Origin of the sequence: Citricoccus sp. NR2 (assembly GCF_027594385.1) — a bacterium.
Taxonomy (GTDB): Bacteria; Actinomycetota; Actinomycetes; order Actinomycetales; family Micrococcaceae; genus CmP2.
The window spans coordinates 2,281,129-2,300,697 of sequence record NZ_CP115154.1 but is presented as its reverse complement, the minus strand read 5'-3'; the positions used below and the strand labels follow the sequence as shown (position 1 = coordinate 2,300,697).

At 60.8% G+C, this 19,569-nt stretch carries 18 protein-coding genes and 1 pseudogene; 15 read left to right on the top strand and 4 right to left on the bottom strand.

Annotated features, from left to right (window positions below):
* Positions 1–5: 5 nt before the first annotated feature.
* Genes O1A05_RS10745 through O1A05_RS10735 form a run of 3 tightly spaced genes read left to right on the top strand, consistent with a single transcriptional unit; the run spans position 6 to position 4,686 of the window.
* The gene (locus O1A05_RS10745) at positions 6–2,891 is read left to right on the top strand and encodes a DEAD/DEAH box helicase (RefSeq protein WP_270105205.1); all 2,886 of its coding nucleotides are present in this window, start codon (positions 6–8) and stop codon (positions 2,889–2,891) included.
* The gene (locus O1A05_RS10740) at positions 2,888–3,904 is read left to right on the top strand and encodes an amidohydrolase family protein (RefSeq protein WP_270105204.1); all 1,017 of its coding nucleotides are present in this window, start codon (positions 2,888–2,890) and stop codon (positions 3,902–3,904) included. The genes O1A05_RS10745 and O1A05_RS10740 overlap by 4 nt, the downstream gene beginning before the upstream one ends.
* A gap of 47 nt (positions 3,905–3,951) precedes the next feature.
* Complete coding sequence (locus tag O1A05_RS10735; protein WP_270105203.1) at positions 3,952–4,686, top strand: polyprenol monophosphomannose synthase; 735 nt, start codon at positions 3,952–3,954, stop codon at positions 4,684–4,686.
* 109 nt (positions 4,687–4,795) lie between these two features.
* Here O1A05_RS10735 and O1A05_RS10730 read toward each other — a convergent pair whose 3' ends face one another.
* The 3 genes from O1A05_RS10730 to O1A05_RS10720 are packed head-to-tail and all read right to left on the bottom strand — an operon-like array spanning position 4,796 to position 6,808.
* Positions 4,796–5,140: an RNA polymerase-binding protein RbpA gene (locus O1A05_RS10730; protein ID WP_270105202.1), complete on the bottom strand. Its 345-nt coding sequence runs from the start codon at positions 5,138–5,140 to the stop codon at positions 4,796–4,798.
* 57 nt (positions 5,141–5,197) lie between these two features.
* Positions 5,198–6,286, bottom strand: a complete 1,089-nt coding sequence (locus O1A05_RS10725; RefSeq protein ID WP_333482017.1) for an SPFH domain-containing protein — start codon at positions 6,284–6,286, stop codon at positions 5,198–5,200.
* 60 nt (positions 6,287–6,346) lie between these two features.
* Entirely contained in the window at positions 6,347–6,808 is a 462-nt protein-coding gene (locus O1A05_RS10720) for an NfeD family protein (protein WP_270105200.1), read from the bottom strand.
* Between the two features lie 100 nt (positions 6,809–6,908).
* Between O1A05_RS10720 and O1A05_RS10715 the strand changes: the two genes are divergently transcribed.
* The 5 genes from O1A05_RS10715 (at position 6,909) to O1A05_RS10695 (ending at position 11,314) form a co-directional block, all read left to right on the top strand.
* On the top strand, positions 6,909–8,981 hold the full coding sequence (locus O1A05_RS10715) for an oxidoreductase (RefSeq protein ID WP_270105199.1): 2,073 nt from the start codon (positions 6,909–6,911) through the stop codon (positions 8,979–8,981).
* Positions 8,982–9,028: 47 nt separating this feature from the next.
* A complete protein-coding gene (locus O1A05_RS10710) occupies positions 9,029–9,598 on the top strand; it encodes a maltokinase N-terminal cap-like domain-containing protein (RefSeq protein ID WP_270105197.1) in 570 nt (189 codons plus the stop codon).
* A gap of 217 nt (positions 9,599–9,815) precedes the next feature.
* Positions 9,816–10,580, top strand: a complete 765-nt coding sequence (gene aroD / locus O1A05_RS10705) for a type I 3-dehydroquinate dehydratase (protein ID WP_270105196.1) — start codon at positions 9,816–9,818, stop codon at positions 10,578–10,580.
* Positions 10,573–10,962 carry a DUF3054 domain-containing protein gene (locus O1A05_RS10700; RefSeq protein WP_270105195.1) on the top strand — a complete coding sequence of 130 codons (390 nt, stop codon included), beginning with the start codon at positions 10,573–10,575 and terminating at the stop codon, positions 10,960–10,962. The genes aroD and O1A05_RS10700 overlap by 8 nt, the downstream gene beginning before the upstream one ends.
* A 70-nt stretch (positions 10,963–11,032) precedes the next feature.
* On the top strand, positions 11,033–11,314 hold the full coding sequence (locus O1A05_RS10695) for an Lrp/AsnC family transcriptional regulator (RefSeq protein ID WP_270105194.1): 282 nt from the start codon (positions 11,033–11,035) through the stop codon (positions 11,312–11,314).
* A 7-nt stretch (positions 11,315–11,321) separates the two neighbouring features.
* Here O1A05_RS10695 and trpD read toward each other — a convergent pair whose 3' ends face one another.
* Positions 11,322–12,374: an anthranilate phosphoribosyltransferase gene (gene trpD, locus O1A05_RS10690; protein WP_270105193.1), complete on the bottom strand. Its 1,053-nt coding sequence runs from the start codon at positions 12,372–12,374 to the stop codon at positions 11,322–11,324.
* 299 nt (positions 12,375–12,673) lie between these two features.
* Between trpD and ctaE the strand changes: the two genes are divergently transcribed.
* The 7 genes and pseudogenes from ctaE to O1A05_RS15745 all read left to right on the top strand — a co-directional run.
* On the top strand, positions 12,674–13,312 hold the full coding sequence (gene ctaE / locus O1A05_RS10685) for an aa3-type cytochrome oxidase subunit III (RefSeq protein ID WP_431521093.1): 639 nt from the start codon (positions 12,674–12,676) through the stop codon (positions 13,310–13,312).
* A gap of 94 nt (positions 13,313–13,406) precedes the next feature.
* Positions 13,407–14,207, top strand: a complete 801-nt coding sequence (gene qcrC, locus O1A05_RS10680; RefSeq protein WP_270105192.1) for a cytochrome bc1 complex diheme cytochrome c subunit — start codon at positions 13,407–13,409, stop codon at positions 14,205–14,207.
* Positions 14,208–14,277: 70 nt separating this feature from the next.
* The gene (qcrA, locus tag O1A05_RS10675; RefSeq protein WP_270105191.1) at positions 14,278–15,363 is read left to right on the top strand and encodes a cytochrome bc1 complex Rieske iron-sulfur subunit; all 1,086 of its coding nucleotides are present in this window, start codon (positions 14,278–14,280) and stop codon (positions 15,361–15,363) included.
* Positions 15,360–17,033, top strand: a complete 1,674-nt coding sequence (gene qcrB, locus O1A05_RS10670; RefSeq protein WP_270105190.1) for a cytochrome bc1 complex cytochrome b subunit — start codon at positions 15,360–15,362, stop codon at positions 17,031–17,033. The genes qcrA and qcrB overlap by 4 nt, the downstream gene beginning before the upstream one ends.
* A gap of 667 nt (positions 17,034–17,700) precedes the next feature.
* A complete protein-coding gene (locus tag O1A05_RS15750) occupies positions 17,701–17,889 on the top strand; it encodes a hypothetical protein (RefSeq protein WP_442867631.1) in 189 nt (62 codons plus the stop codon).
* A 184-nt stretch (positions 17,890–18,073) separates the two neighbouring features.
* A protein-coding gene (locus O1A05_RS10655; protein ID WP_270105189.1) for an IS3 family transposase occupies positions 18,074–19,362 on the top strand; the annotation gives its coding sequence in 2 pieces (ribosomal slippage) (positions 18,074–18,347 and positions 18,347–19,362; 1,290 coding nt in all).
* Positions 19,363–19,386: 24 nt separating this feature from the next.
* A pseudogene (locus O1A05_RS15745) lies at positions 19,387–19,545 on the top strand (DDE-type integrase/transposase/recombinase); the annotation flags it as partial.
* Between the last annotated feature and the right edge of the window lie 24 nt (positions 19,546–19,569).

Below are 19,569 nucleotides of genomic sequence, written 5' to 3'. Positions count from 1 at the left end.
AGAAGATGAGCACCTCCTCCGGCATCGACGATGACCAGCGCAGTCCGGCCGAACGATACGCTCAGGCCCGACAGCGTGCCGCACAGGACCGCACCGATCTGGGACGCTTCGCCGCCACCCTCGACTTTGAACTCGACGACTTCCAGCGCGAAGCCTGCCAACATCTGGAACAGGGCAGCGCCGTCTTGGTGGCAGCACCCACCGGGGCCGGCAAGACGATCGTGGGCGAATTCGCTATCCACCAGGCCCTGAGCCAGGGCAGCAAAGCGTTCTATACGACACCGATCAAGGCGCTCAGCAACCAGAAATACAGCGAACTCGTGGCGCGCTACGGTACGGAGCACGTGGGGCTGCTCACCGGAGACACCGCGGTAAATCCGCACGCCGAGGTGGTAGTCATGACCACCGAAGTGCTGCGCAACATGATCTACGCCGATTCTTCGTCGCTCACCAACCTCGCCTATGTGGTCATGGACGAGGTGCACTATCTCGCCGACCGATTCCGTGGAGCGGTCTGGGAAGAAGTCATCATTCACCTTCCCGAACGAGTGCAGTTGGTGGCACTGTCCGCCACCGTCTCCAATGCTGAGGAATTTGGTGCCTGGCTCGACACCGTGCGCGGCTCCACCGCCGTCGTCGTGTCCGAACACCGACCGGTACCGCTGTGGCAGTACGTGATGGCAGGCTCTCGTCTCTACGATCTTTTCGCCAGTGAGGTCAGTTTCGACGACGCCGCAGCCCTCGAAGACCATGACGACGCCAACCGGCTCGTGCTGAACCCCGAGCTCGCCGAGCTGGCGGAACAGCAGCAGCGTTCCCACCAGCGCTCCGATTGGGGACACGGCAATCGTTCCCGCCCACGCGGAAGACGCGGGGCGCGGGGACGGGGCGGCCCAGCACGTGATGGCCACCGAAACAGCAACCGTGAGGGCAATCGGGGCCCGGACTTGCGCGTCTCCCGCCCCGCATTGGTGCGCACCCTGGAACGCGAGGGATTGTTACCGTGCATCGACTTCATTTTTTCACGCGCAGGATGTGACGCTGCCGTGGAGCAGTGCCTGGCCTCCGGGCTGGATCTCACCAGCCCCGCCGACAAGCGCCGCATCGCCGAAGTGGTGGATCGCGCCGGAGAAACCCTGCCGCCCCAGGATCGCGATGTACTGGGCTTCTGGGGCTGGCGCGACGGGCTGCTGCGCGGGTTCGCATCCCACCACGCCGGGCTACTGCCGCCTTTCAAGGAAGTGGTGGAGAAACTCTTCGCCGCCGGGCACCTCAAAGTCGTGTTCGCCACCGAAACCCTGGCGCTGGGCATCAATATGCCCGCCCGCACCGTCGTCATCGAAAAACTGGTCAAATTCAACGGCGAATCGCACCAGGACATCACGGCGGGCGAGTACACCCAGCTCACCGGGCGCGCTGGCCGACGGGGCATCGACGTCGAAGGGCACGCCGTGGTGCTCTGGCGCCCCGGGTTGAATCCCTCCGCTGTGGCCGGTTTGGCCTCACGCCGGACGTATCCGCTGAATTCTTCTTTCCGGCCCACGTACAACATGTCAGTGAACCTGTTGGCCCAGTTCGGGCGGCAGCGGGCCCGCGGCATCCTGGAATCGTCCTTTGCGCAGTTCCAGGCGGACCGCTCCGTGGTCGGACTGGCCCAGGAAGTCCGTACCCGCGAGAAGTCGCTGGCCGGATACGAACAGTCCATGCGCTGTCATCTCGGCGACTTCACCGAGTACGCAAGACTGCGCAAAGAACTCTCCGACCTAGAAAAGCGCACGTCAAAGTCCCGGCATCGTGCCCGGCTCTCCGCGGTCAAGGACTCATTGAACGAACTCATGGTCGGCGACATCGTCGAGATCCGCGGGGGCCGCCGACTCGGCGAGGCCGTGGTGGTCTCTGCGGCAGGCAACCCGAGCCATCCGCGGGTCGGGGTGATCACCCAAAAGGGGCAGCTTCGTCGGTTGGGCATCGATGACCTCGATGAACCGGTGGAGCCCTTCGCCGGGGTATCGCTGCCGGAGAATCTCCCCTTGAAGTCTCCCACCCAGCGCAAGGACGTGGCCGCTAAGATGCGCGCGGCAATCCACGAACACCGTCCCCCGGCCGGTGGGCGCAGGGTGGGTGCCTCGTTCCAGTATCTTGACGATGATTCCGATCGGATCGAGGAGGTGCGCCACCAACTCCAGTTGCATCCCTGCCACGGATGTTCCGAGCGGGAAGACCACGCCCGCTGGGCCGAACGCTGGTGGAAGCTACGCCGCGAGACCGACTCGCTGGTCTCGAAGATCTCCGGGCGGACCAACACGATCGCCAAGACCTTTGACCGGCTGATCGACCTGCTCACCCTGTACCGCTACATCGACAACGGGGCGGTCACCGAGCGCGGTCACACCCTGCGCCGCATCTACGGAGAGCGTGACCTGCTGGCTTCCATGGCCATCGAAGACGGCCTCACCGAAGGGCTCGGCCCCGACGAGTTGGCCGGGCTCGCCGCCATGCTGGTTTATCAGGCCAAAACCGACAACACGGGCGGGATCGTGCGCATGCCCACCGACCGGCTACAACACGTGGCCGACGTCGTCGACGAGCTCTGGTTCACCCTGCAACAGGACGAAAAGGCAGCCCGTCTCGAGGTTACCCCGGAGCCCAACACCGCACTGGTGGGACCCATGGTGCGGTGGGCGCGCGGACATGATCTGACCCGCACCCTGCGCGGCGCCGAACTAGCGGCTGGCGATTTTGTCCGCTGGGCGCGTCAGGTGATCGACGTCCTGGACCAGTTCGCCCGCATTCCCGGCCACGAGAATTTGGCGCGGCGCTGCGAGCAGGCCAAGCAACGTGTGGACCGCGGCATCGTGGCGTACTCCTCCGTAGGTACAGTGGATTCATGACCTCCCTGCTCGCCGTCAATGGCTTTATCCACTCCGTTTCCGACCCTTACGCCACCGCGATCCTCATCGACGACGGGGTGGTGGCCTGGGTCGGTGCCGACGACACCGCAGAGAAAGTCGCCGCAGCTCAGGCCCCGAACGCCCAGCTGGTGGACCTGCACGGCGCCCTGGTCGCTCCGGCGTTCCTTAACTCCTTCACCACGGAGGATTCGGTCACTGGGCGCGCCGAGTACGGGGAGGTGCTCTACACCACCACGGCCGTGCGGCCCTCCGCCCACGCGGTGCCCTATGTTCCCTTGGACCGGGCCGATGCCGATACCCAATCGCATCTCTACGTGGACCTCAACGACGTCTCGCATGTGGATGCTGCCCTGCGCCTGAGCCGGGCCGATCGTCGTCAGTTGCTCTTCCATTCCCATCGCGAAGACCAGCTCGCCGCCTTGCTACCGTTGCTCGTCGACGACCGGGCTCAACGTCAGTTCCCCGGTTCGCACCGTTTGATTCTCGGACATCTTATTACTGACGACGACGTCTCCCAGCTGAACGGTCTCGGTGTCTCCGTCACCGTGGTACCCAGCCCTGAGACCGAAACCATCACCGCACCGGTGGCCTCCCTGTTATCTGCCGGCATCCCCGTATCATTGGGCACCGGAAGCACCCCGCACAGCCTGTGGCACGGCGTTCGCTCTCTGCTGGAGCATCAGGATCCGGATCAACGCGTCTCCGCTCGCGCCGGATTCACCGCAGCCACCCGTGCGGGCGCACGTGCACTGCCCGCAGACCTGGCCCAGACCTGGATGAACGCCAGTCGGCTTGCCCCTGGTTCGCCCGCACATCTGAATCTCTGGCGCGCCGATGAACTCAGTGTGCAGGCACCCGACGGCCGTGTCTCTGGGTGGAGCACAGACGCCCGCGCTGGCACCCCGTTGTTGCCCGTCCTGGGCGGTGACACTCCGTTGCCTCAGCTGATCGCGCACCTGCATGAAGGCAACCTGAAGTTCGGCACCCTATAATAGGCAGTTGCTGTGGCCGTCTACGGTCGATCATCTGAAGGAGTCGCATGCGCGTATTGACCATCATCCCCACCTACAACGAGCGGGAATCGCTGCCATTGACGTTGAACCGTCTGCGCAATTCAGTACCCGAGGTCGACGTCCTCGTGGTCGACGACAACTCGCCGGACGGCACGGGGGAGTGGGCCGAGGCCCGGGCTCAGGAAGATGACCAGGTCTTCGTGCTACACCGCAAGGAGAAGAACGGACTGGGCGGCGCCTACATCGCAGGATTCGGTTGGGGTCTTGCCCGCGGCTATGACGTTTTGGTAGAGATGGACGCCGATGGCTCGCATCAGCCCGAGCAGCTTCCGCGCTTGCTCGATGCCATCGATCACGCCGACCTGGTGATCGGCTCGCGCCGCGTTCCCGGGGGCAAGATGGTCAACTGGCCAGCCCACCGCAAACTGATTTCCATGGCCGGGTCCTTGTACCCGCGGCTCATGCTGGGGCTGAAGCTCAGCGATGTGACCGCCGGCTACCGCGCCTACCGGGCGGACACCCTGCGCGAGATTGATCTGAGTGCTGTCCAGTCCAAGGGCTATGGCTTCCAGGTCGACATGACTTTCCGCACCGCCCGCCTGGGCAAGCGCATCGTCGAAGTCCCGATCACGTTCGTGGAGCGCGAGTTCGGTGAGTCGAAGATGAGCGGAAACATCATCACCGAGGCCGTCACCAATGTCACCAAGTGGGGCCTGCAGGCACGCTGGGAGACCCTCAGGTCGCGTCTCGGCCTCCGCTAAATTTTCAGGCGAACGTCGCCACGCAGAAGGCCCGTTCCCTCCACTAATTCCGTAGGGGGAACGGGCCTTCTGCGATCTCGGCGGCTAGGCCGCCCGTAGGTCTCGCGTATTAGCTGACTTTTTCGCCGCGACGCTCGCGCAGCTTATTGAGCTGACCCTCCAGGGCCTGCTCCAGCTCTTCAACGCTGCGGCGCTCCAGGAGCATGTCCCAGTGCGTACGGACCGGCTTCGTGTTCTCCGGCTCCGGCTTTTCGCCATCAACGAGGAGGGCTTCCTTACCGGTCTTCGTCGTCCACGTCGCCGGAATCTCGGCTTCCGCGGCGAAGGTCACAAAGACCTGCTCGCCGTCCTCGCAACGGTATTCGATCCGCTGACGAGCCGCCGGCTCGACACCGGCCTCGGTCTCCATGGACTGCGAACCGAGGCGCATTCCGCGCAGGCTACGATCACTCATTCGAGCTCCCTTCCTCTACCAGCGTTCTAGTATAGCCGTTTCAGCGACCCTGGCGGGTCAGTTATTCCCTAGTTCCTTGGGCGGCTCGGTGTGGGAGACATCGTCCACGACCGAATCGGCCAGGGCATCCTCCAGACTCGTTTCCTGGAGCTTCGGCGCCTTCGGAGCGATATCGGCAATCTCAGCAGCCGTCGTAGGCTTCGACCGACGTTCACGACGCTCGCGCCGGGTCTCGGCATCCTCCTTTGAGGAGCTGTCGTCGCCACCGCCTGCATTGCGCTGAGCGTCCAGGGGGTTCTCGCCTCCGGAGAAGGCCGAGCCCAAACGGTTGATCGCGTCGGTGAATTCGGAGGGGATGATCCAGAGCTTATTGGAGTCACCTTCGGCCAGCTTCGGCAGCGTCTGCAGGTACTGGTAAGCCAACAGATCCGGGTCGGGACGGCCGTCGTGAATCGCTTCGAACACCGAGGTGATGGCTTCGGCTTCGGCGTTGGCCCGCAGAATCTGGGCCTGAGCATCACCTTCAGCGGCCAGAATTGCAGCTTGGCGGCTACCTTCCGCGGTCAGGATTTCAGCCTGCTTGGTGCCTTCCGCTGTCAGAATGGCCGCGCGACGGTCGCGCTCAGCGCGCATCTGCTTCTCCATGGAGTCCTGGATCGACGGTGGCGGGTCAATGGCTTTGAGCTCCACCCGGGACACGCGCAGACCCCACTTGGTGGTGGCCTCATCAAGCACCCCCCGCAGCTGCGAGTTGATCGAATCGCGGCTGGTCAGGGCCTCTTCGAGGTTCATCCCGCCGACCACGTTACGCAAGGTGGTGGTGGTGAGATTCTCGACGGCATGAATGTAGTTGGCGATGCCGTAGGTGGCGAGCTTGGCGTCGGTCACTTGGAAGTACACGACCGTGTCAATTGACACCACGAGGTTATCCTCCGTGATCACCGGTTGCGGAGGGAAGGAGACGACCTGCTCCCGCATATCCATCAGCGGAAGCATCCGGTCCACGAAGGGAATGATCATGGTCAGTCCCGCACCCTGAGTGCGTTGATAGCGACCAAGTCGTTCCACGATGCCCGCGCGGGCCTGGGGCACGATCTTCACGGCGCCGACGATGATCGTGATCACAAGTATCGCTATGACGACCATCGCGATAATGATGGCGAGTTCCAAAGCTGATCAGCTCCGTCCTGTTGTGTTGTCTTATGACTAGGCAGTGAGTGGCGGATCGATGCTGACCCAGAGGACAGCGCCATCGACGCGTTCGATGTGGACGATCTCGCCGGGGGAGACGGACCGATGACTGCTTGTGCGCGCCGACCAGACCTCACCATCGACGCGCACCTGACCGGTGGCATCGGTGATCGGCTCGACGACAGTGGCCTGTTGGCCCAGCAGCGACTCCACACCGTAGTCAGGCTTCTCTTTCGACTCTTTCAGATGGCGCAGAGCAACCGGACGCACGGCGAACAGCAAAATGATGGCCACCAGGGCACCAACGCCGATTTGGGCCCACACGGGAGCGCCAGCAAGTGCAGCGACGGTGGCGGCGGTGGCTCCACCGGCCAGCATCAGAAAGATCAGGTCCAGAACGGTGATCTCCACAATCACCAGGAGAACGGCGATGGACAGCCAGGCTAGCCACATATTCTCGGCGAGCCACTCGAACATCGCTACATTTCCTCCTAAAGTAGGCGTACATCACATTTTCCGTGTTGGACGCTTGTCATTGCAAGGGTTCAAACCCGACATCGCACCGAGAGTGACATTTATGACACACCTGGCGACGGCACCTCGCTCCACGACCTTCCCCCTGCTCAGCCGCGGAATCACCGTGGGCCCGCTGGATCTTCCGCACCGCATCATCATGGGATCGATGCACACCGGACTCGAGGACCGGGCGGAGGATTTTCCGCAGTTAGCCCGGTTCTATGCCGAACGCGCCCGCGGGGGAGCGGGACTGATGATCACCGGGGGATTCTCTCCGAATGACGCCGGGCGTCTCACCGCCGACGGTGGCCGCCTCGCCAACGCGGACGATGTTCAATCGCATCGACTCATCACGGAGGCGGTACACCGAGACGGCGCGAAAATCGCCGTCCAGCTGCTGCACGCCGGTCGCTATGCCTTCCATTCGGGCGCGGTATCCGCCTCGGCCACACATGCCCCGATCAACCGGTTCCCGGCCCGGGAACTCTCCAGCGGTGAGGTCACACAGACGATCGCCGATTTTGTGGCGTCGGCCCGACTCGCCCTCGAGGCTGGATATGACGCCATTGAGATCATGGGCTCCGAGGGCTATCTGATCAATCAGTTCCTGTCGGGCACCACCAATCTTCGCGACGACGATTGGGGCGGGGACGCCGAACGTCGACGGCGCTTCGCACTGGAGATCGTGCGTGGTGTGCGCGAGGCCGTAGGGGACCGGTTGGCCATGATCTTCCGACTCTCCGTGGTGGACTTGGTCCCCGGCGGCCAGACCGCCGAGGAGGTTCTCTCTCTGGCCACCGAGCTCGAAGCAGCGGGCGTCGATCTCATCAACACCGGTATCGGCTGGCACGAATCCCGGGTCCCGACCATCGTGACCTCCGTGCCCCGGGCCGCTTTCGCTGATTTCACGGCACGCATCACGAAGACGCTCACTATTCCCGTGGCGGCGTCGAACCGGATCACGCTGCCTGAAACCGCCGAGCAGTTGCTGGCAGACGGTACCGCCACCATGGTCACCATGGCGCGACCGTTCCTGGCGGATCCCAGTTGGGTCAGCAAGACCCTGACCGACCGGCCCGAGACCATCACGCCCTGCATCGGCTGTAACCAGGCCTGCCTGGATCATTCCTTCACCGGCAGGACAGCCACCTGCCTCGTCAACCCGGCAGCAGTCCGGGAAGAAGAGTTCACCCTGCGCCGCACCAGCACCCCCGGCGCCACACTGGCTGTTGTGGGTGGGGGACCAGCAGGAATGAACGCCGCGATCACCGCAGCACAGCGCGGTTTCGACGTGGTCCTCTTTGAAGAACGCCAAGAACTGGGCGGTCAGTTCCGTCTGGCTCGCGCCATTCCAGGCAAGGAAGAGTTTGCAGAAGCGCTGCGCTACTTCCACGTCATGCTCGAGCGCCTCAACGTCGATGTCCGTCGTGGACACCGGGCGAAAGCTGACGAGCTAGCCAAATTCGATCACGTCATTCTGGCTACCGGTGTCCGACCGCGAGCATTAGAGATCCCTGGAGCCGATGCTCCACGGGTCCATAGCTACGATGCGGTGATCCGAGGCGAAGTAACGTGCGGTTCCTCCGTGGCCATCATCGGCGCCGGCGGTATCGGTTTCGACGTCGCCGAATTCCTCATCCATGATCACGGCTCGGTTCAGCGGCCAGCACCGGTGCCATCCGCCGACGAACTCCAGGAATGGTTTAACTCCTGGGGCGTCGATTCCACCTTTTCCACTCCCGGTGGCGTCACCATGCCTGCTCCACGTCCCGCTGGACGAACCATCCACATGCTCCAGCGCAAAACCACCAAGATGGGAACCGGACTGGCACCGACCAGCGGCTGGGTTCACCGCGCCGTCGTCAAGGGTGCTGATGTGCAGTTCCATACCGGTGTGGTCTACGAAAAGATTAGTGAGCATGGACTGCACGTCACCATCAACGGGGAACCCCACGTTCTCGACGTCGACGACATCGTCGTCTGCGCCGGACAGGAATCGGTACGCGACCTCGAAGATGATCTGAACGCCAGGGGAGTTGTACCACAGGTCGTCGGGGGAGCTAACGTAGCCGCTGAGTTGGATGCGAAGCGCGCCATCGAAGAGGCCACCCGGGCCATCATTGACTTGGATTGAGCACGGCTGAACCTGACTTCTCGGATGGAGATCCGTACACTGGCACAATGGCCATCATCTATAACGCTGAACTGCAGCCGACGAAAGCCGAGCTGCTCACACAATGGCTGGACCGTATGCACTGGGGCGGATCAGGGGATCTCGAAGTGCTCGGATCCTACCGATTTGACGATGCCGAAGGTGAAGTGGGACTTGAAGGTTTCATCATCCGCCGTGATGAGCTCACGTTGCATGTTCCGCTAACGTACCGCGGAGCGCCCCTAGAAGCCGCAGACCAGTACCTGGTGGGCGAGATCGAGCATTCCGTCCTCGGCCGACGCTGGGTATACGACGCTATGGCCGACCCCGTGGCGGTGCATATTCTTAACCGCGCGTTGGCTGGCGAGATTCCGCAGGCAGAGCTGTATTTCTACGATGAGGCTGGTCAGTTCCTCGGCTCAGAACCGAACACCGTCTCCGTCCTAGTCCGGGGTGACATTCCAGAAGGTTGGGGCAACGTCGCAGCACATCACGTCCTGAACCTCGAAGACGACGACGCCGTGTCGACCGAGGGTCGCCAGCTCGTGGCCACATGTGGCGACGGCAGCGCAGTGATCTTCTCACTGATTGACGCCTGACCTCAGGAACCAGCCACCATTTCTGAAGCGCATCCTGCAACCATTATCAAAGCGCCGATAATCTACATTATGTCAAGTAGTGCAGAATTATGGCCCACCTCTCACAAAACAGCCACGCTCCCGTAACAAGGGACATGGTCATCGAGACAATCGTGCTCCTGTCGCCGTTCACAACAACCTAGACTGGAGTGCAAACGCATTCACTGTCAGGAGCGCTATGTCCAAAAAGACTCTCAAGGTCGGCCAGATTCGCCTCGGCGCAGAACGCCCCGCGATCATCGTGCCCATCACCGCCACAACGGCAGAATCTATTTACACTGAGGCAAGCCTGATCTCCAACGATTTTTCGTTCAAGGCAGTGGACATTATCGAGTGGCGCATCGACCATTTCGAAGAGCATAGGGACCTCCACGCCATCACGAAGATTCTGGACGCCCTGAGGTCTACATTCCCAGAACAAGTACTCCTCGCGACGTTCCGCACCTCGGACGAAGGTGGCGCAGCAGAGATCTCCCCCGGGGATTATCTTTCCCTGGTGAACCATGTCAGCGCATCCGGATTCGTCGACCTCGTGGATGTCGAGTACCGGCGCGATAATGCCGCTCAGTGCATCGATGCTGCTCATAAGCACTCTGTGCGTGTTGTCGGCTCGAACCACGATTTCTTCGGAACCCCGGATGAACAGGAAATCGTTTCCCGGCTGAGCACCATGAGTGACATGGGGTGCGACGTTCCCAAGATCGCCGTCACTCCCCTCTCCCCCGAAGATGTTCTCGTACTGCTGTCCGCAACCATCTCCGCGGGCAAGAACCTTGACCGTCCGATCATCACCATGTCCATGAAAGAAGCCGGCATGGCGTCACGCCTCGCCGGCGGAGTATTCGGCTCCTCGGCCACCTTCGCGACCATTGGTGCAGCTTCGGCCCCAGGTCAGATTCCCGTCGCAACCGTATCTGCCGTCTTGGACGCCATTCATGCGTGAAACCGGCAAGATGGCTAGCGCACTAGCGGTCGATGTCGCGCTGATTGTTCTCTTCGCTGTTTTGGGCCGACGTTCGCACGACCTCGGTCTTGATTTTTCCGGAATCCTCTTTACCGCTGCACCGTTCTTGCTTGCGTGGCTCGTCAGCTCGTTGGTGACACGCACGTGGCGCACCTGGCACCGGATGTGGCCAAGTGGAATCGTGGTCTGGACCCTCACGGTCGCCGGCGGCCTCTTGCTGCGCGTCACCGTCTTTAACGAAACCGCGGCGGTGAGTTTTCAGATAGTGACGGCATCAGTATTGGGCGTCTTTCTCCTCGGCCGACGCGGCGTGACTGCACTCTTGACTCGCACAGCCCGTAGAGCCGACTCACGGTCGTAGACTGACAGAGACAAAGACGACCCGAGTGACGGGCGACCGCCCCATTCGCACGAAGGTGAAGGAGCAATTCATGGTGACGGCATTTGTGATGATCAAGACCGATCCGGATAGGATTCCAGAAATTGCGTCAGAGCTGGCGGATCTTGAAGGCATCACGTCCGTTTATTCCGTGACGGGTACCTGGGACCTGGTCGCTATGGCTCGAGTGCGCGAATTTGAGTCGCTCTCGGACGTTATTGCCGATCAGCTATCCAAGGTGTCAGGGGTTCAGGCAACCGAAACCATGCTCGCGTTTCGCGCCTACTCAAAGCACGACCTCGAAGAAGGCTTTGCCCTGGGCTTCGATGGCTAATGAGCCATCAGGCTTGTGAGGCTTCGACCCACGACGCAAGCACTTGGGCCGCTGCCCCGGAATCAATAGATTCCGCGGCACGGTCCATGTTTGTGCGAATCCTGTCTAGCACCGGACCCTCATGGGCTTCATCGAATGCAGTCAGTCCCGCCGCAGCGTTCAAAAGCACAGCGTCGCGAACCGGACCAGGTTCTCCACGCAGTAGACCTTCCACGATGGTCGCGTTGTGCTTGCCGTCCTTGCCCGCCAAAGCTTCGACGGGTTGCAGGGCGATCCCAAAGTCCCGCGGATCCAGAACGTGCTCCGTGACAGATCCGTCTCGAACTTCAAACAGGGTCGACTCACCCGATGTCGTGATCTTGTCACGACCATCAGAGCCACGGAATACCAGCCCACGTGTCCCCCGATCGGCCAACACGCCGGCAATAATAGGTGCCATACGCGCATTCGCACAGCCCAGAGCCTGCGCAGCAACACGCGCGGGGTTGGACAGAGGACCCAAGTAATTGAATGCGGTCGGTACCCCAAGCTGCTTTCGAGCCGGAGCCACATATCGCATGGACGGGTGATACTCCTGAGCGAACAGGAACGTAATGCCCGCTTCGTGAAGGCACTTTCCTGCTTTATCTTTCGACATCGATAGGTCTACGCCCAGCGCCTCGATCACATCGGCAGCACCCGCAGTAGATGAAGAACCGCGGTTACCGTGTTTGATCACTCGAGCACCGGCGCCGACTGCCACCAATGACGACATCGTCGAAAGATTCACGGTGCCAAGGCGATCTCCCCCGGTACCGACGATATCGAGCGCCTCAACGCCGTAGTTCACCGGAACGGCTTGATCGAGCATGGTGTTCGCCATGCCCAGGAGTTCGTCAACGGTCTCCCCTTTCGCCGCGAGTCCCATGAGGAATCCCGCCACCTGCGCGTCCGTAGCGTTCCCCGTCATCATCTCGCGCATAGCCCAAGAAGAGGTTTCAACGCTCAACCCCTCCCCCGCTAGCAATGCGTTAAGTACGGTGGGCCACGTCGTGCTGAAAGCGGTAGCTGAACTGTTCACAGGGTCATCCTAGTCCCCTATAGCCATGATGAGTTGAGCTTGTCGAACAACTACCTCTTCGTCCGGACATACCATGAGACCGACGGAAACATAAGGTTATCCTAAGTCCAAACGGCACTGTAATCATGCCTAAATATCTGCAAGTTTCTTGTCACGCAGCCAAACTTGGCGACTTGCTAGGAAAAACCTGGGAATTCGGGCAATCCTTCGACCGCCGGTCATTTCGACAGTGAGTAGAAATAATTCCGACACTCGCGTTGCATTGGAGAACTGGGCACGATTAGGGCCATAATGAATGGGTGACAACGACTACTCATGCCATCTCGCACCCCTCGACAGGGTTTCCGAGCCGCCCGAACATGGTGTCCGTCGGCACCATGGTGTGGCTGTCATCGGAAGTCATGTTCTTCGGCGGTCTCTTCGCAATGTACTTCACGCTGCGCTCGACCTCTCCCACCCTGTGGGAGGAAAGCTCAGCCCTCCTTGACTGGCAACTCGCCCTGGCCAACACGATCATCCTCGTGCTTTCCTCGGTCACTGCCCAGTTCGGCGTTTTCGCCGCCGAGCGTCTTCAGCCGCGACGTGCAGGCGGAATTCTGGACGTCAAACGATGGGGCATGGTCGAGTGGTTCATCCTGACCTTCATCATGGGCGCCATCTTCGTATCGGTTCAGTCATACGAGTACGCAGTTCTGGTCTCTGAAGGAATTACGATTCCAGCGAACGCATACGGTTCGGCCTTCTATATCACCACCGGCTTCCACGCGTTGCACGTAGCCGGCGGCTTGGTTGCCTTCCTCTTCGTCATCGGACGTGCTTACCTTGCTAAGCGGTTCGGGCATCACGAGGCCACCAGCGCCATCGTCGTGTCCTACTACTGGCACTTCGTCGACGTCGTCTGGATCGTCCTGTTCGCCATCGTCTACTTCCTGAGGTAGCGACCTCAACTCCGGAACCATCACTACGCACCTGAGGTCACCGGATACGGAACGTCACACCTATTCGGTTTACACAACGTAAGGAACCATCACCGTGAAGGCTCTTTCACAGAACCGGCGCCATCCGGTCGTCGGCGTGGCCCTCCTCCTGCTGGGTCTCCTCCTCACCGGAGGTCTCTACTCGCTGGCCACGAATATGAATGCAGCGGGCGCCAATACGGCATCGCAATACTCCTCTAGCGACATCGCTGACGGCGAGCAGCTCTTCAATGCGAACTGCGCCACCTGCCATGGTATTGGCGCTACCGGCACGGACGCCGGACCGTCGCTGGTCGGCGTTGGAGCCGCCTCCGTTGACTTCCAGGTCGGCACTGGACGTATGCCCATGCAGATGCAGGGACCGCAGGCACAGCTGAAGCCGCCACAGTTCAACGAAGAGCAGACGGCCCAGCTTTCTGCATACGTCGCCTCGCTCGGCGCGGGACCCGCTGTTCCTGAAGACGAGTACCTGGACGTCGACCACGAAGACGTTGACATCGCCCGCGGTGGCGAACTCTTCCGAGTGAACTGCGCCATGTGCCACAACGCGGCAGCCTCAGGCGGTGCTTTGACTCGCGGTAAGTACGCACCGACTCTTCACGGTGTTTCCGAGAAGCACATTTACGAAGCCATGGCCACCGGCCCGCAGAACATGCCGGTGTTCTCAGACACGAACCTCACCCCTGAAGACAAGCGCGACGTCATCGCGTTCCTCAAGGAAATCGAAGCTCAGGGCTCCCCCGGTGGTTTCCAGCTGGGCTCGCTTGGTCCGGTGTCTGAAGGTCTGTTGATCTGGACTCTGGGTCTCGGCTTGGTGATCGGCTTTATGGTCTGGCTGACCTCACGCTCATCGTGATGATCCAGACCCTGATCACCCCCAAGACCTCACACACAATTTTCATCACTCAAGTAAAGGATTCAGATCTATGAGCGAGCATCGCCAAGGAGGGCCCGAAGATTCGGGAGCCGTTGAGCGCGCTGGCCATGTCGAGCAAGGGAAATACGCCATCGACAATCCAGGGCTCCCTCCTCACCGCCCTCGGCTGGCCGACGAGGATCCCCGTGCCGCCAAGCGGGCCGAACGTCAGGTTTCTGTGCTGTTCGTGCTCTCTATCCTGGGTACGCTAACCTTCTTCATCGGGTACTTCGTTGTCGGCCAGATCGGTCCCGACACCCCGTTCTCGACCATTCGGTTGCAGAACACACTGCTGGGTCTGGGTACCGCATTCTCGATGCTTGGAATTGGTGTTGGTATCGTGCACTGGGCCAAGACCCTCATGCCCGACCATGAGTGGGTTGAAGAGCGCCACGAGATCCGTACCGAAGAGGATCGTCAGATCGCCGAAGGCATGATCAATGACATCCTGGATGAGTCTCAGATCAAGCGTCGCCCGCTGCTGCGTAACACCTTGATCGGTGCCATCGCATTGGCCCCCCTGCCCGCTGTTGCGATCTTCCGCGACTTGGACAACACGGACAACCGCAGCGATCTCGCCGAGGAGAACTTCGGTGTCGAGCGCCTACGCCACACCATTTGGGATGAGGGTGTCCGCCTGGTCCGCGACCCCAGCGGTACTCCGATCAAGGCTTCAGACGTCGCTATCGGTAACGCCATGCACGTCATCCCCGAATCACTTTTGGGCCGCACCCACGACAAGCTGAATCAGAAGGCTAAATCGGTTGTGCTGTTGATGCGTTTGAACCCCGAGAGCCTTCAGATCTCCGAGGGACGCGAAGACTGGAACGTCGACGGCATCGTCGCCTACTCCAAGATTTGTACCCACGTTGGTTGTCCTGTTGCGCTCTACGAGCAGCACACTCACCACCTACTGTGCCCTTGCCACCAGTCGACCTTCGACCTCACCCAGGAATGTAAGGTCATTTTCGGTCCTGCAAGCCACGCGCTTCCGCAGCTTCCGATCACTGTCGATGAAGAGGGCTTCCTGGTCGCTCAGAGCGACTTCCATGAGCCTGTTGGACCTGTTTACTGGGAGCGTGACCCGAACCGATGAGCACCACTCAGGAATACAAGGCCTCGACTTCGACGGGGCGTATCGCGAACTTCGTTGACACTCGTGTTGGCGCCTCCGGCATCGTCAAAGAATTCGGGCGGAAGATCTTCCCGGACCACTGGACTTTCATGTTTGGTGAAGTCGCCCTTTACACCTTCGTCATTCTGGTGCTCTCCGGCACCTTCCTGACGTTTTTCTTCGACGCTTCCATGTCCCACGTGACCTACGAGGGCTCCTACAAACCGTTGTATGGCATGGAAATGTCCGCAGCCTACGCATCGACGCTGGACATCACCTTCGATATCCGCGGCGGTCTCTTCATGCGCCAGGTCCACCACTGGGCAGCGCTGCTGTTCGTCGCTTCGATGTCGGTGCACATGCTGCGTGTGTTCTTCACCGGTGCATTCCGCCGTCCTCGTGAGCTGAACTGGGTTGTGGGCTGTACACTCCTCGTACTTGGTCTGGCTGCCGGCTTCACTGGTTACTCACTCCCCGATGAGGTGCTCTCCGGTAACGGTCTACGTATTATCGACGGCATTCTCAAGGCCATTCCGGTAGTAGGCACCTACATCTCCTTCTTCCTGTTCGGTGGGGAGTTCCCTGGCTACGACGTGATCGGTCGCCTCTACGCGCTGCACATTATGGTCATCCCAGCGATCATCATTCTGATGATCGCGATCCACCTATTCATGGTGGTCGTGCACAAGCACACTCAGTACCCCGGACCGGGTCGAACCGAAAACAATGTAGTCGGATACCCTGTGGGTCCCGTCTACGCAGCCAAGGCCGGCGGCTTCTTCTTCATCGTCTTCGGTATCGTCGCTCTGCTCTCAGGGTTCTTCACCATCAACGCGATGTGGAACTACGGCCCGTACGACCCGTCCCCGGTGCAGGCAGGTACACAGCCTGACTGGTACATCGGCTTTGCCGATGGTGTGCTCCGTCTGATGCCGGGTATGGTCGGTGACGTCTCCTTCTTGGTGCATGTCCCCATGCCGTGGGGCACCAATGCTCTCCCCCTTGGTGTTTTGATTCCGCTGGTGCCCGCTGGTCTACTCTTTGTTGGCCTGTTCGCATGGCCGTGGATTGAGCGCTGGATTACCAAGGACAACAAGGAACATCACATCCTGGATCGTCCTCGCAACGCCCCCACCCGTACGGGTATCGGTGTTGCTGGCATCGTCAGCTACTGCGTGATGTGGGCAGCTGCGTCATCTGACCTCATTGCTACACACTTCATGGTGGCTCTGAATGACGTAACCTACATCCTCCGTGCGCTGTTCTTCCTCGGTCCGATCCTTGCCTTCATCATCACCAAGCGGATCTGCCTGTCGCTGCAGCGTAAGGATCGAGAGATCGTGCTTCACGGTCGCGAGGCTGGCGTCATTGAGCAGACTCCGGAAGGCTCCTTCTCGGAGCGCCACGAGCGGCTCGACGACTTCAAGCTGTACCGCATGGTCAGCTACGAGCCGAACAATCCCCGCCCTGCGCAGGCTAACCGCAAGGGCAAGATCTCATGGGCCGAGAAGCTGCGCGCCGGGCTCAGCAAGTGGTTCTTCCAAGACCGTGTCGAACCCGTGACCCGTGAAGAGCTGGCCGAAGCAAAGTCTCACGATCACCATGCGGAAATCGATGCAAGCGATCACTCGAACGGGCAGATCGACCGCTAAGAGCTAACCGAACTCTCAACTGAGTTCGTCTTCGAGGCCTCCAGCCTAGTGCTGGGGGCCTCGTTTGTTTCCGGACGAACGCACACACTGACCGCCCTGTTACACGTTGGACAGCGCTCTGTCTCCGTGGGGCCTCCCGAACGGAGAATCCACGACTATAGACCACCGGTCGTTATACATCCTTTGCGGCTGGAACTACCCTCCGCTCTTAGGCAATCTCAGTGCGTGTCCACTTTCCAGACGTTGGCTGGCGTCCCCTTTTCGGCCGTCGTCGACACGCGAGAGGATATTTTGGCAGGTGTTCCGTGGCCAGTGCTGCACGCACTGTATTTTTCGCTCTGCCGATTCGGCGTGAGAATTCTTTGAGTGGCACTTTCAACGGCGGTTGAAAAGAGGACACTATTCGACGTTTGAAAACTGGACACTCTGACAGGTCCAGGTTGTGATGTTGGTGTTCTTCTCAAGGAGTTGGAGCCGTGCTGGGTCTTGTTCCGTTCTGTTGAGCAGAGAGGATAGGAACTATGGCCAAGAAGTACAGCCCGGATTTCAAGGAGCGGGCGATCAGGATGTTAGAGGATCACCAGCGGGTACACGCTTCCTCGTAGTGGGGTGCCGCTGAGGCAGTGGGCCCAAGCTGGGGGTTTCCCCGCATACTGTCTATGGGTGGATGAAGCAGGCGCGTAAGCAGCTGGTGAGGGAGCAACACTCCACCACCGCAGGTGAAGGTCCCACTGAGGCTGAGAAGCGTATCGCGGCCCTTGAGGCTGAGAATCTCGAGCTACGGCGGGCCAATGAGATCCTGAAGTCCGCCTCGGCGTTTTTCGCCAAGGAGCTCGACCGTCCCACCACGAGATGATCCGGTTCATCGACGAGGACAAGGATCGTTTCGGGGTCGAGCTCATCTGCCGCGTTATGGATGGGGCAGAAGGTGGGTTCATCACCTCACGCGGTTATCGGGCCGCCAAAACACGGGTCCGGTCAGCCAGGGTGAACCGTCCTAGGTTTGATGCCGCTTCCTTTTGAGTTGAGAGGATGGCGTCATGCCTAAGAAGATTGATCCCGCGCTCCGTGAGCGTGCTGTTCGGCTGGTGTTGGAGCATCGGGCGGAGTACCCATCGACGGCGAAAGCGATCGCGGCGGTCGCCCGCCAGGTCGGGGTGGGGACTGAATCACTGCGCCGGTGGGTGGTTCAGGCTGAGATTGATGCTGGTGATCGTGAGGGTCAAACCAGTGAAGAGCATGCTGAGATTCGCCGGTTGAAAGCAGAGAATCGGCGGCTGCGTGAGGATGTTGCGATTTTGAAGTCCGCGGCGACTTTCTTCGCGGGGGAGCTCGACCCCCGCAACCGCTCTTGATGGGATTTATTGACCAGATGCGAGCCGAGGGGCATGCAGTCGAGTCGATCATTCGCGTCCTGCGTCAGCAGGGTGTGAAGATCGCTGCGCGCACCTACCGGTCGTGGAAGGCCGGCCGGGTCAGTTCCCGGACGGTGACGGACGCTCTGGTCGTGGATGCGGTCCGGGACGCTGCATGGACGACGGTGAAGCGTGCTGATGGGACCGAGTACCGGCGTCTGGCCCCGGAAGGGCTCTATGGGCGGAAGAAGATGACCGCACTGATCCGCCGTACGAGCCTGCCGGAGGCCTCTCGTGGCGCCGTGGACCGGGCCATGCGGGTCCTTGGCCTCGAGGGCGTCACTCGGGCGAAAGCGATTCGCACGACGATCCCGTCGAAGGACGGTGTTCGTGCCGGGGACTTGCTCAACCGTGACTTCACCGCTCCGCACCCGGATCACACATGGGTCATGGACTTCACCTACGTCCGCTCCTGGGCCGGATGGGTCTATGTCGCGTTCATTGTTGACGTGTACTCCCAGCGCATCGTTGCCTGGCACGCGCAAACCAGCAAACAGGTCGATCTGGTGATGATCCCCTTGCGGATGGCGCTCTGGGAGCGGGCCCGGCAAGGCCGGCCCGTGCAGCCAGAACAGTTACGAGCGCATTCCGATGCCGGGTCTCAATACACCGCGGTTGCTTACACCGAGAAGCTCACCTTGGACGGGATTGCCCCGTCGATCGGGTCCGTTGGGGATGCGTACGATAACGCGCTCATGGAGACGATCAACGGGCTCTATAAGGCCGAGTGTGTACGCACGACCGTGTTCCATGACGGGGCGTACAAGACGATCTCTGACGTTGAATACGCCACGGCCGGCTGGGTCGATTGGTACAACCACCGCAGGCTCCACGGTAGCCTCGGAATGGTCAGCCCCGAAGAATACGAGGCGACCTACTACGCAGCCCTGACACCAGAGCTGCTCCCCGCATAAAAGCGGCAGAAAACCTAGGACGGTTCACTTGAACACGCTCTAGCTACTGCGAAGCGCCACGAGGACGCCCAGTTGGTGCATCACTCGGACCGAGGCTCTCAATATGTCGCGATCGCCTATACCGAGAAACTCGCTGATCACGGGATCCGCCCCTCGGTCGGCACCGTCGGAGACAGCTATGACTGTCAGCCTGTTTCCACCGGGTTC

What these genes read in the sequence shown, in the direction of transcription:
- qcrA (WP_270105191.1), top strand. Translation starts at nt 14,278, where the DNA reads ATGAGCGAGCATCGCCAAGGAGGGCCCGAAGATTCGGGAGCCGTTGAG.
- O1A05_RS10715 (WP_270105199.1), top strand. Translation starts at nt 6,909, where the DNA reads ATGACACACCTGGCGACGGCACCTCGCTCCACGACCTTCCCCCTGCTC.
- aroD (WP_270105196.1), top strand. Translation starts at nt 9,816, where the DNA reads ATGTCCAAAAAGACTCTCAAGGTCGGCCAGATTCGCCTCGGCGCAGAA.
- O1A05_RS10740 (WP_270105204.1), top strand. Translation starts at nt 2,888, where the DNA reads ATGACCTCCCTGCTCGCCGTCAATGGCTTTATCCACTCCGTTTCCGAC.
- O1A05_RS10695 (WP_270105194.1), top strand. Translation starts at nt 11,033, where the DNA reads ATGGTGACGGCATTTGTGATGATCAAGACCGATCCGGATAGGATTCCA.
- O1A05_RS15750 (WP_442867631.1), top strand. Translation starts at nt 17,701, where the DNA reads ATGAAGCAGGCGCGTAAGCAGCTGGTGAGGGAGCAACACTCCACCACC.
- O1A05_RS10720 (WP_270105200.1), bottom strand. Translation starts at nt 6,808, where the DNA reads ATGTTCGAGTGGCTCGCCGAGAATATGTGGCTAGCCTGGCTGTCCATC.
- O1A05_RS10735 (WP_270105203.1), top strand. Translation starts at nt 3,952, where the DNA reads ATGCGCGTATTGACCATCATCCCCACCTACAACGAGCGGGAATCGCTG.
- O1A05_RS10725 (WP_333482017.1), bottom strand. Translation starts at nt 6,286, where the DNA reads ATGGTCGTCATAGCGATACTTGTGATCACGATCATCGTCGGCGCCGTG.
- qcrB (WP_270105190.1), top strand. Translation starts at nt 15,360, where the DNA reads ATGAGCACCACTCAGGAATACAAGGCCTCGACTTCGACGGGGCGTATC.
- O1A05_RS10745 (WP_270105205.1), top strand. Translation starts at nt 6, where the DNA reads ATGAGCACCTCCTCCGGCATCGACGATGACCAGCGCAGTCCGGCCGAA.
- O1A05_RS10710 (WP_270105197.1), top strand. Translation starts at nt 9,029, where the DNA reads ATGGCCATCATCTATAACGCTGAACTGCAGCCGACGAAAGCCGAGCTG.
- O1A05_RS10700 (WP_270105195.1), top strand. Translation starts at nt 10,573, where the DNA reads ATGCGTGAAACCGGCAAGATGGCTAGCGCACTAGCGGTCGATGTCGCG.
- O1A05_RS10730 (WP_270105202.1), bottom strand. Translation starts at nt 5,140, where the DNA reads ATGAGTGATCGTAGCCTGCGCGGAATGCGCCTCGGTTCGCAGTCCATG.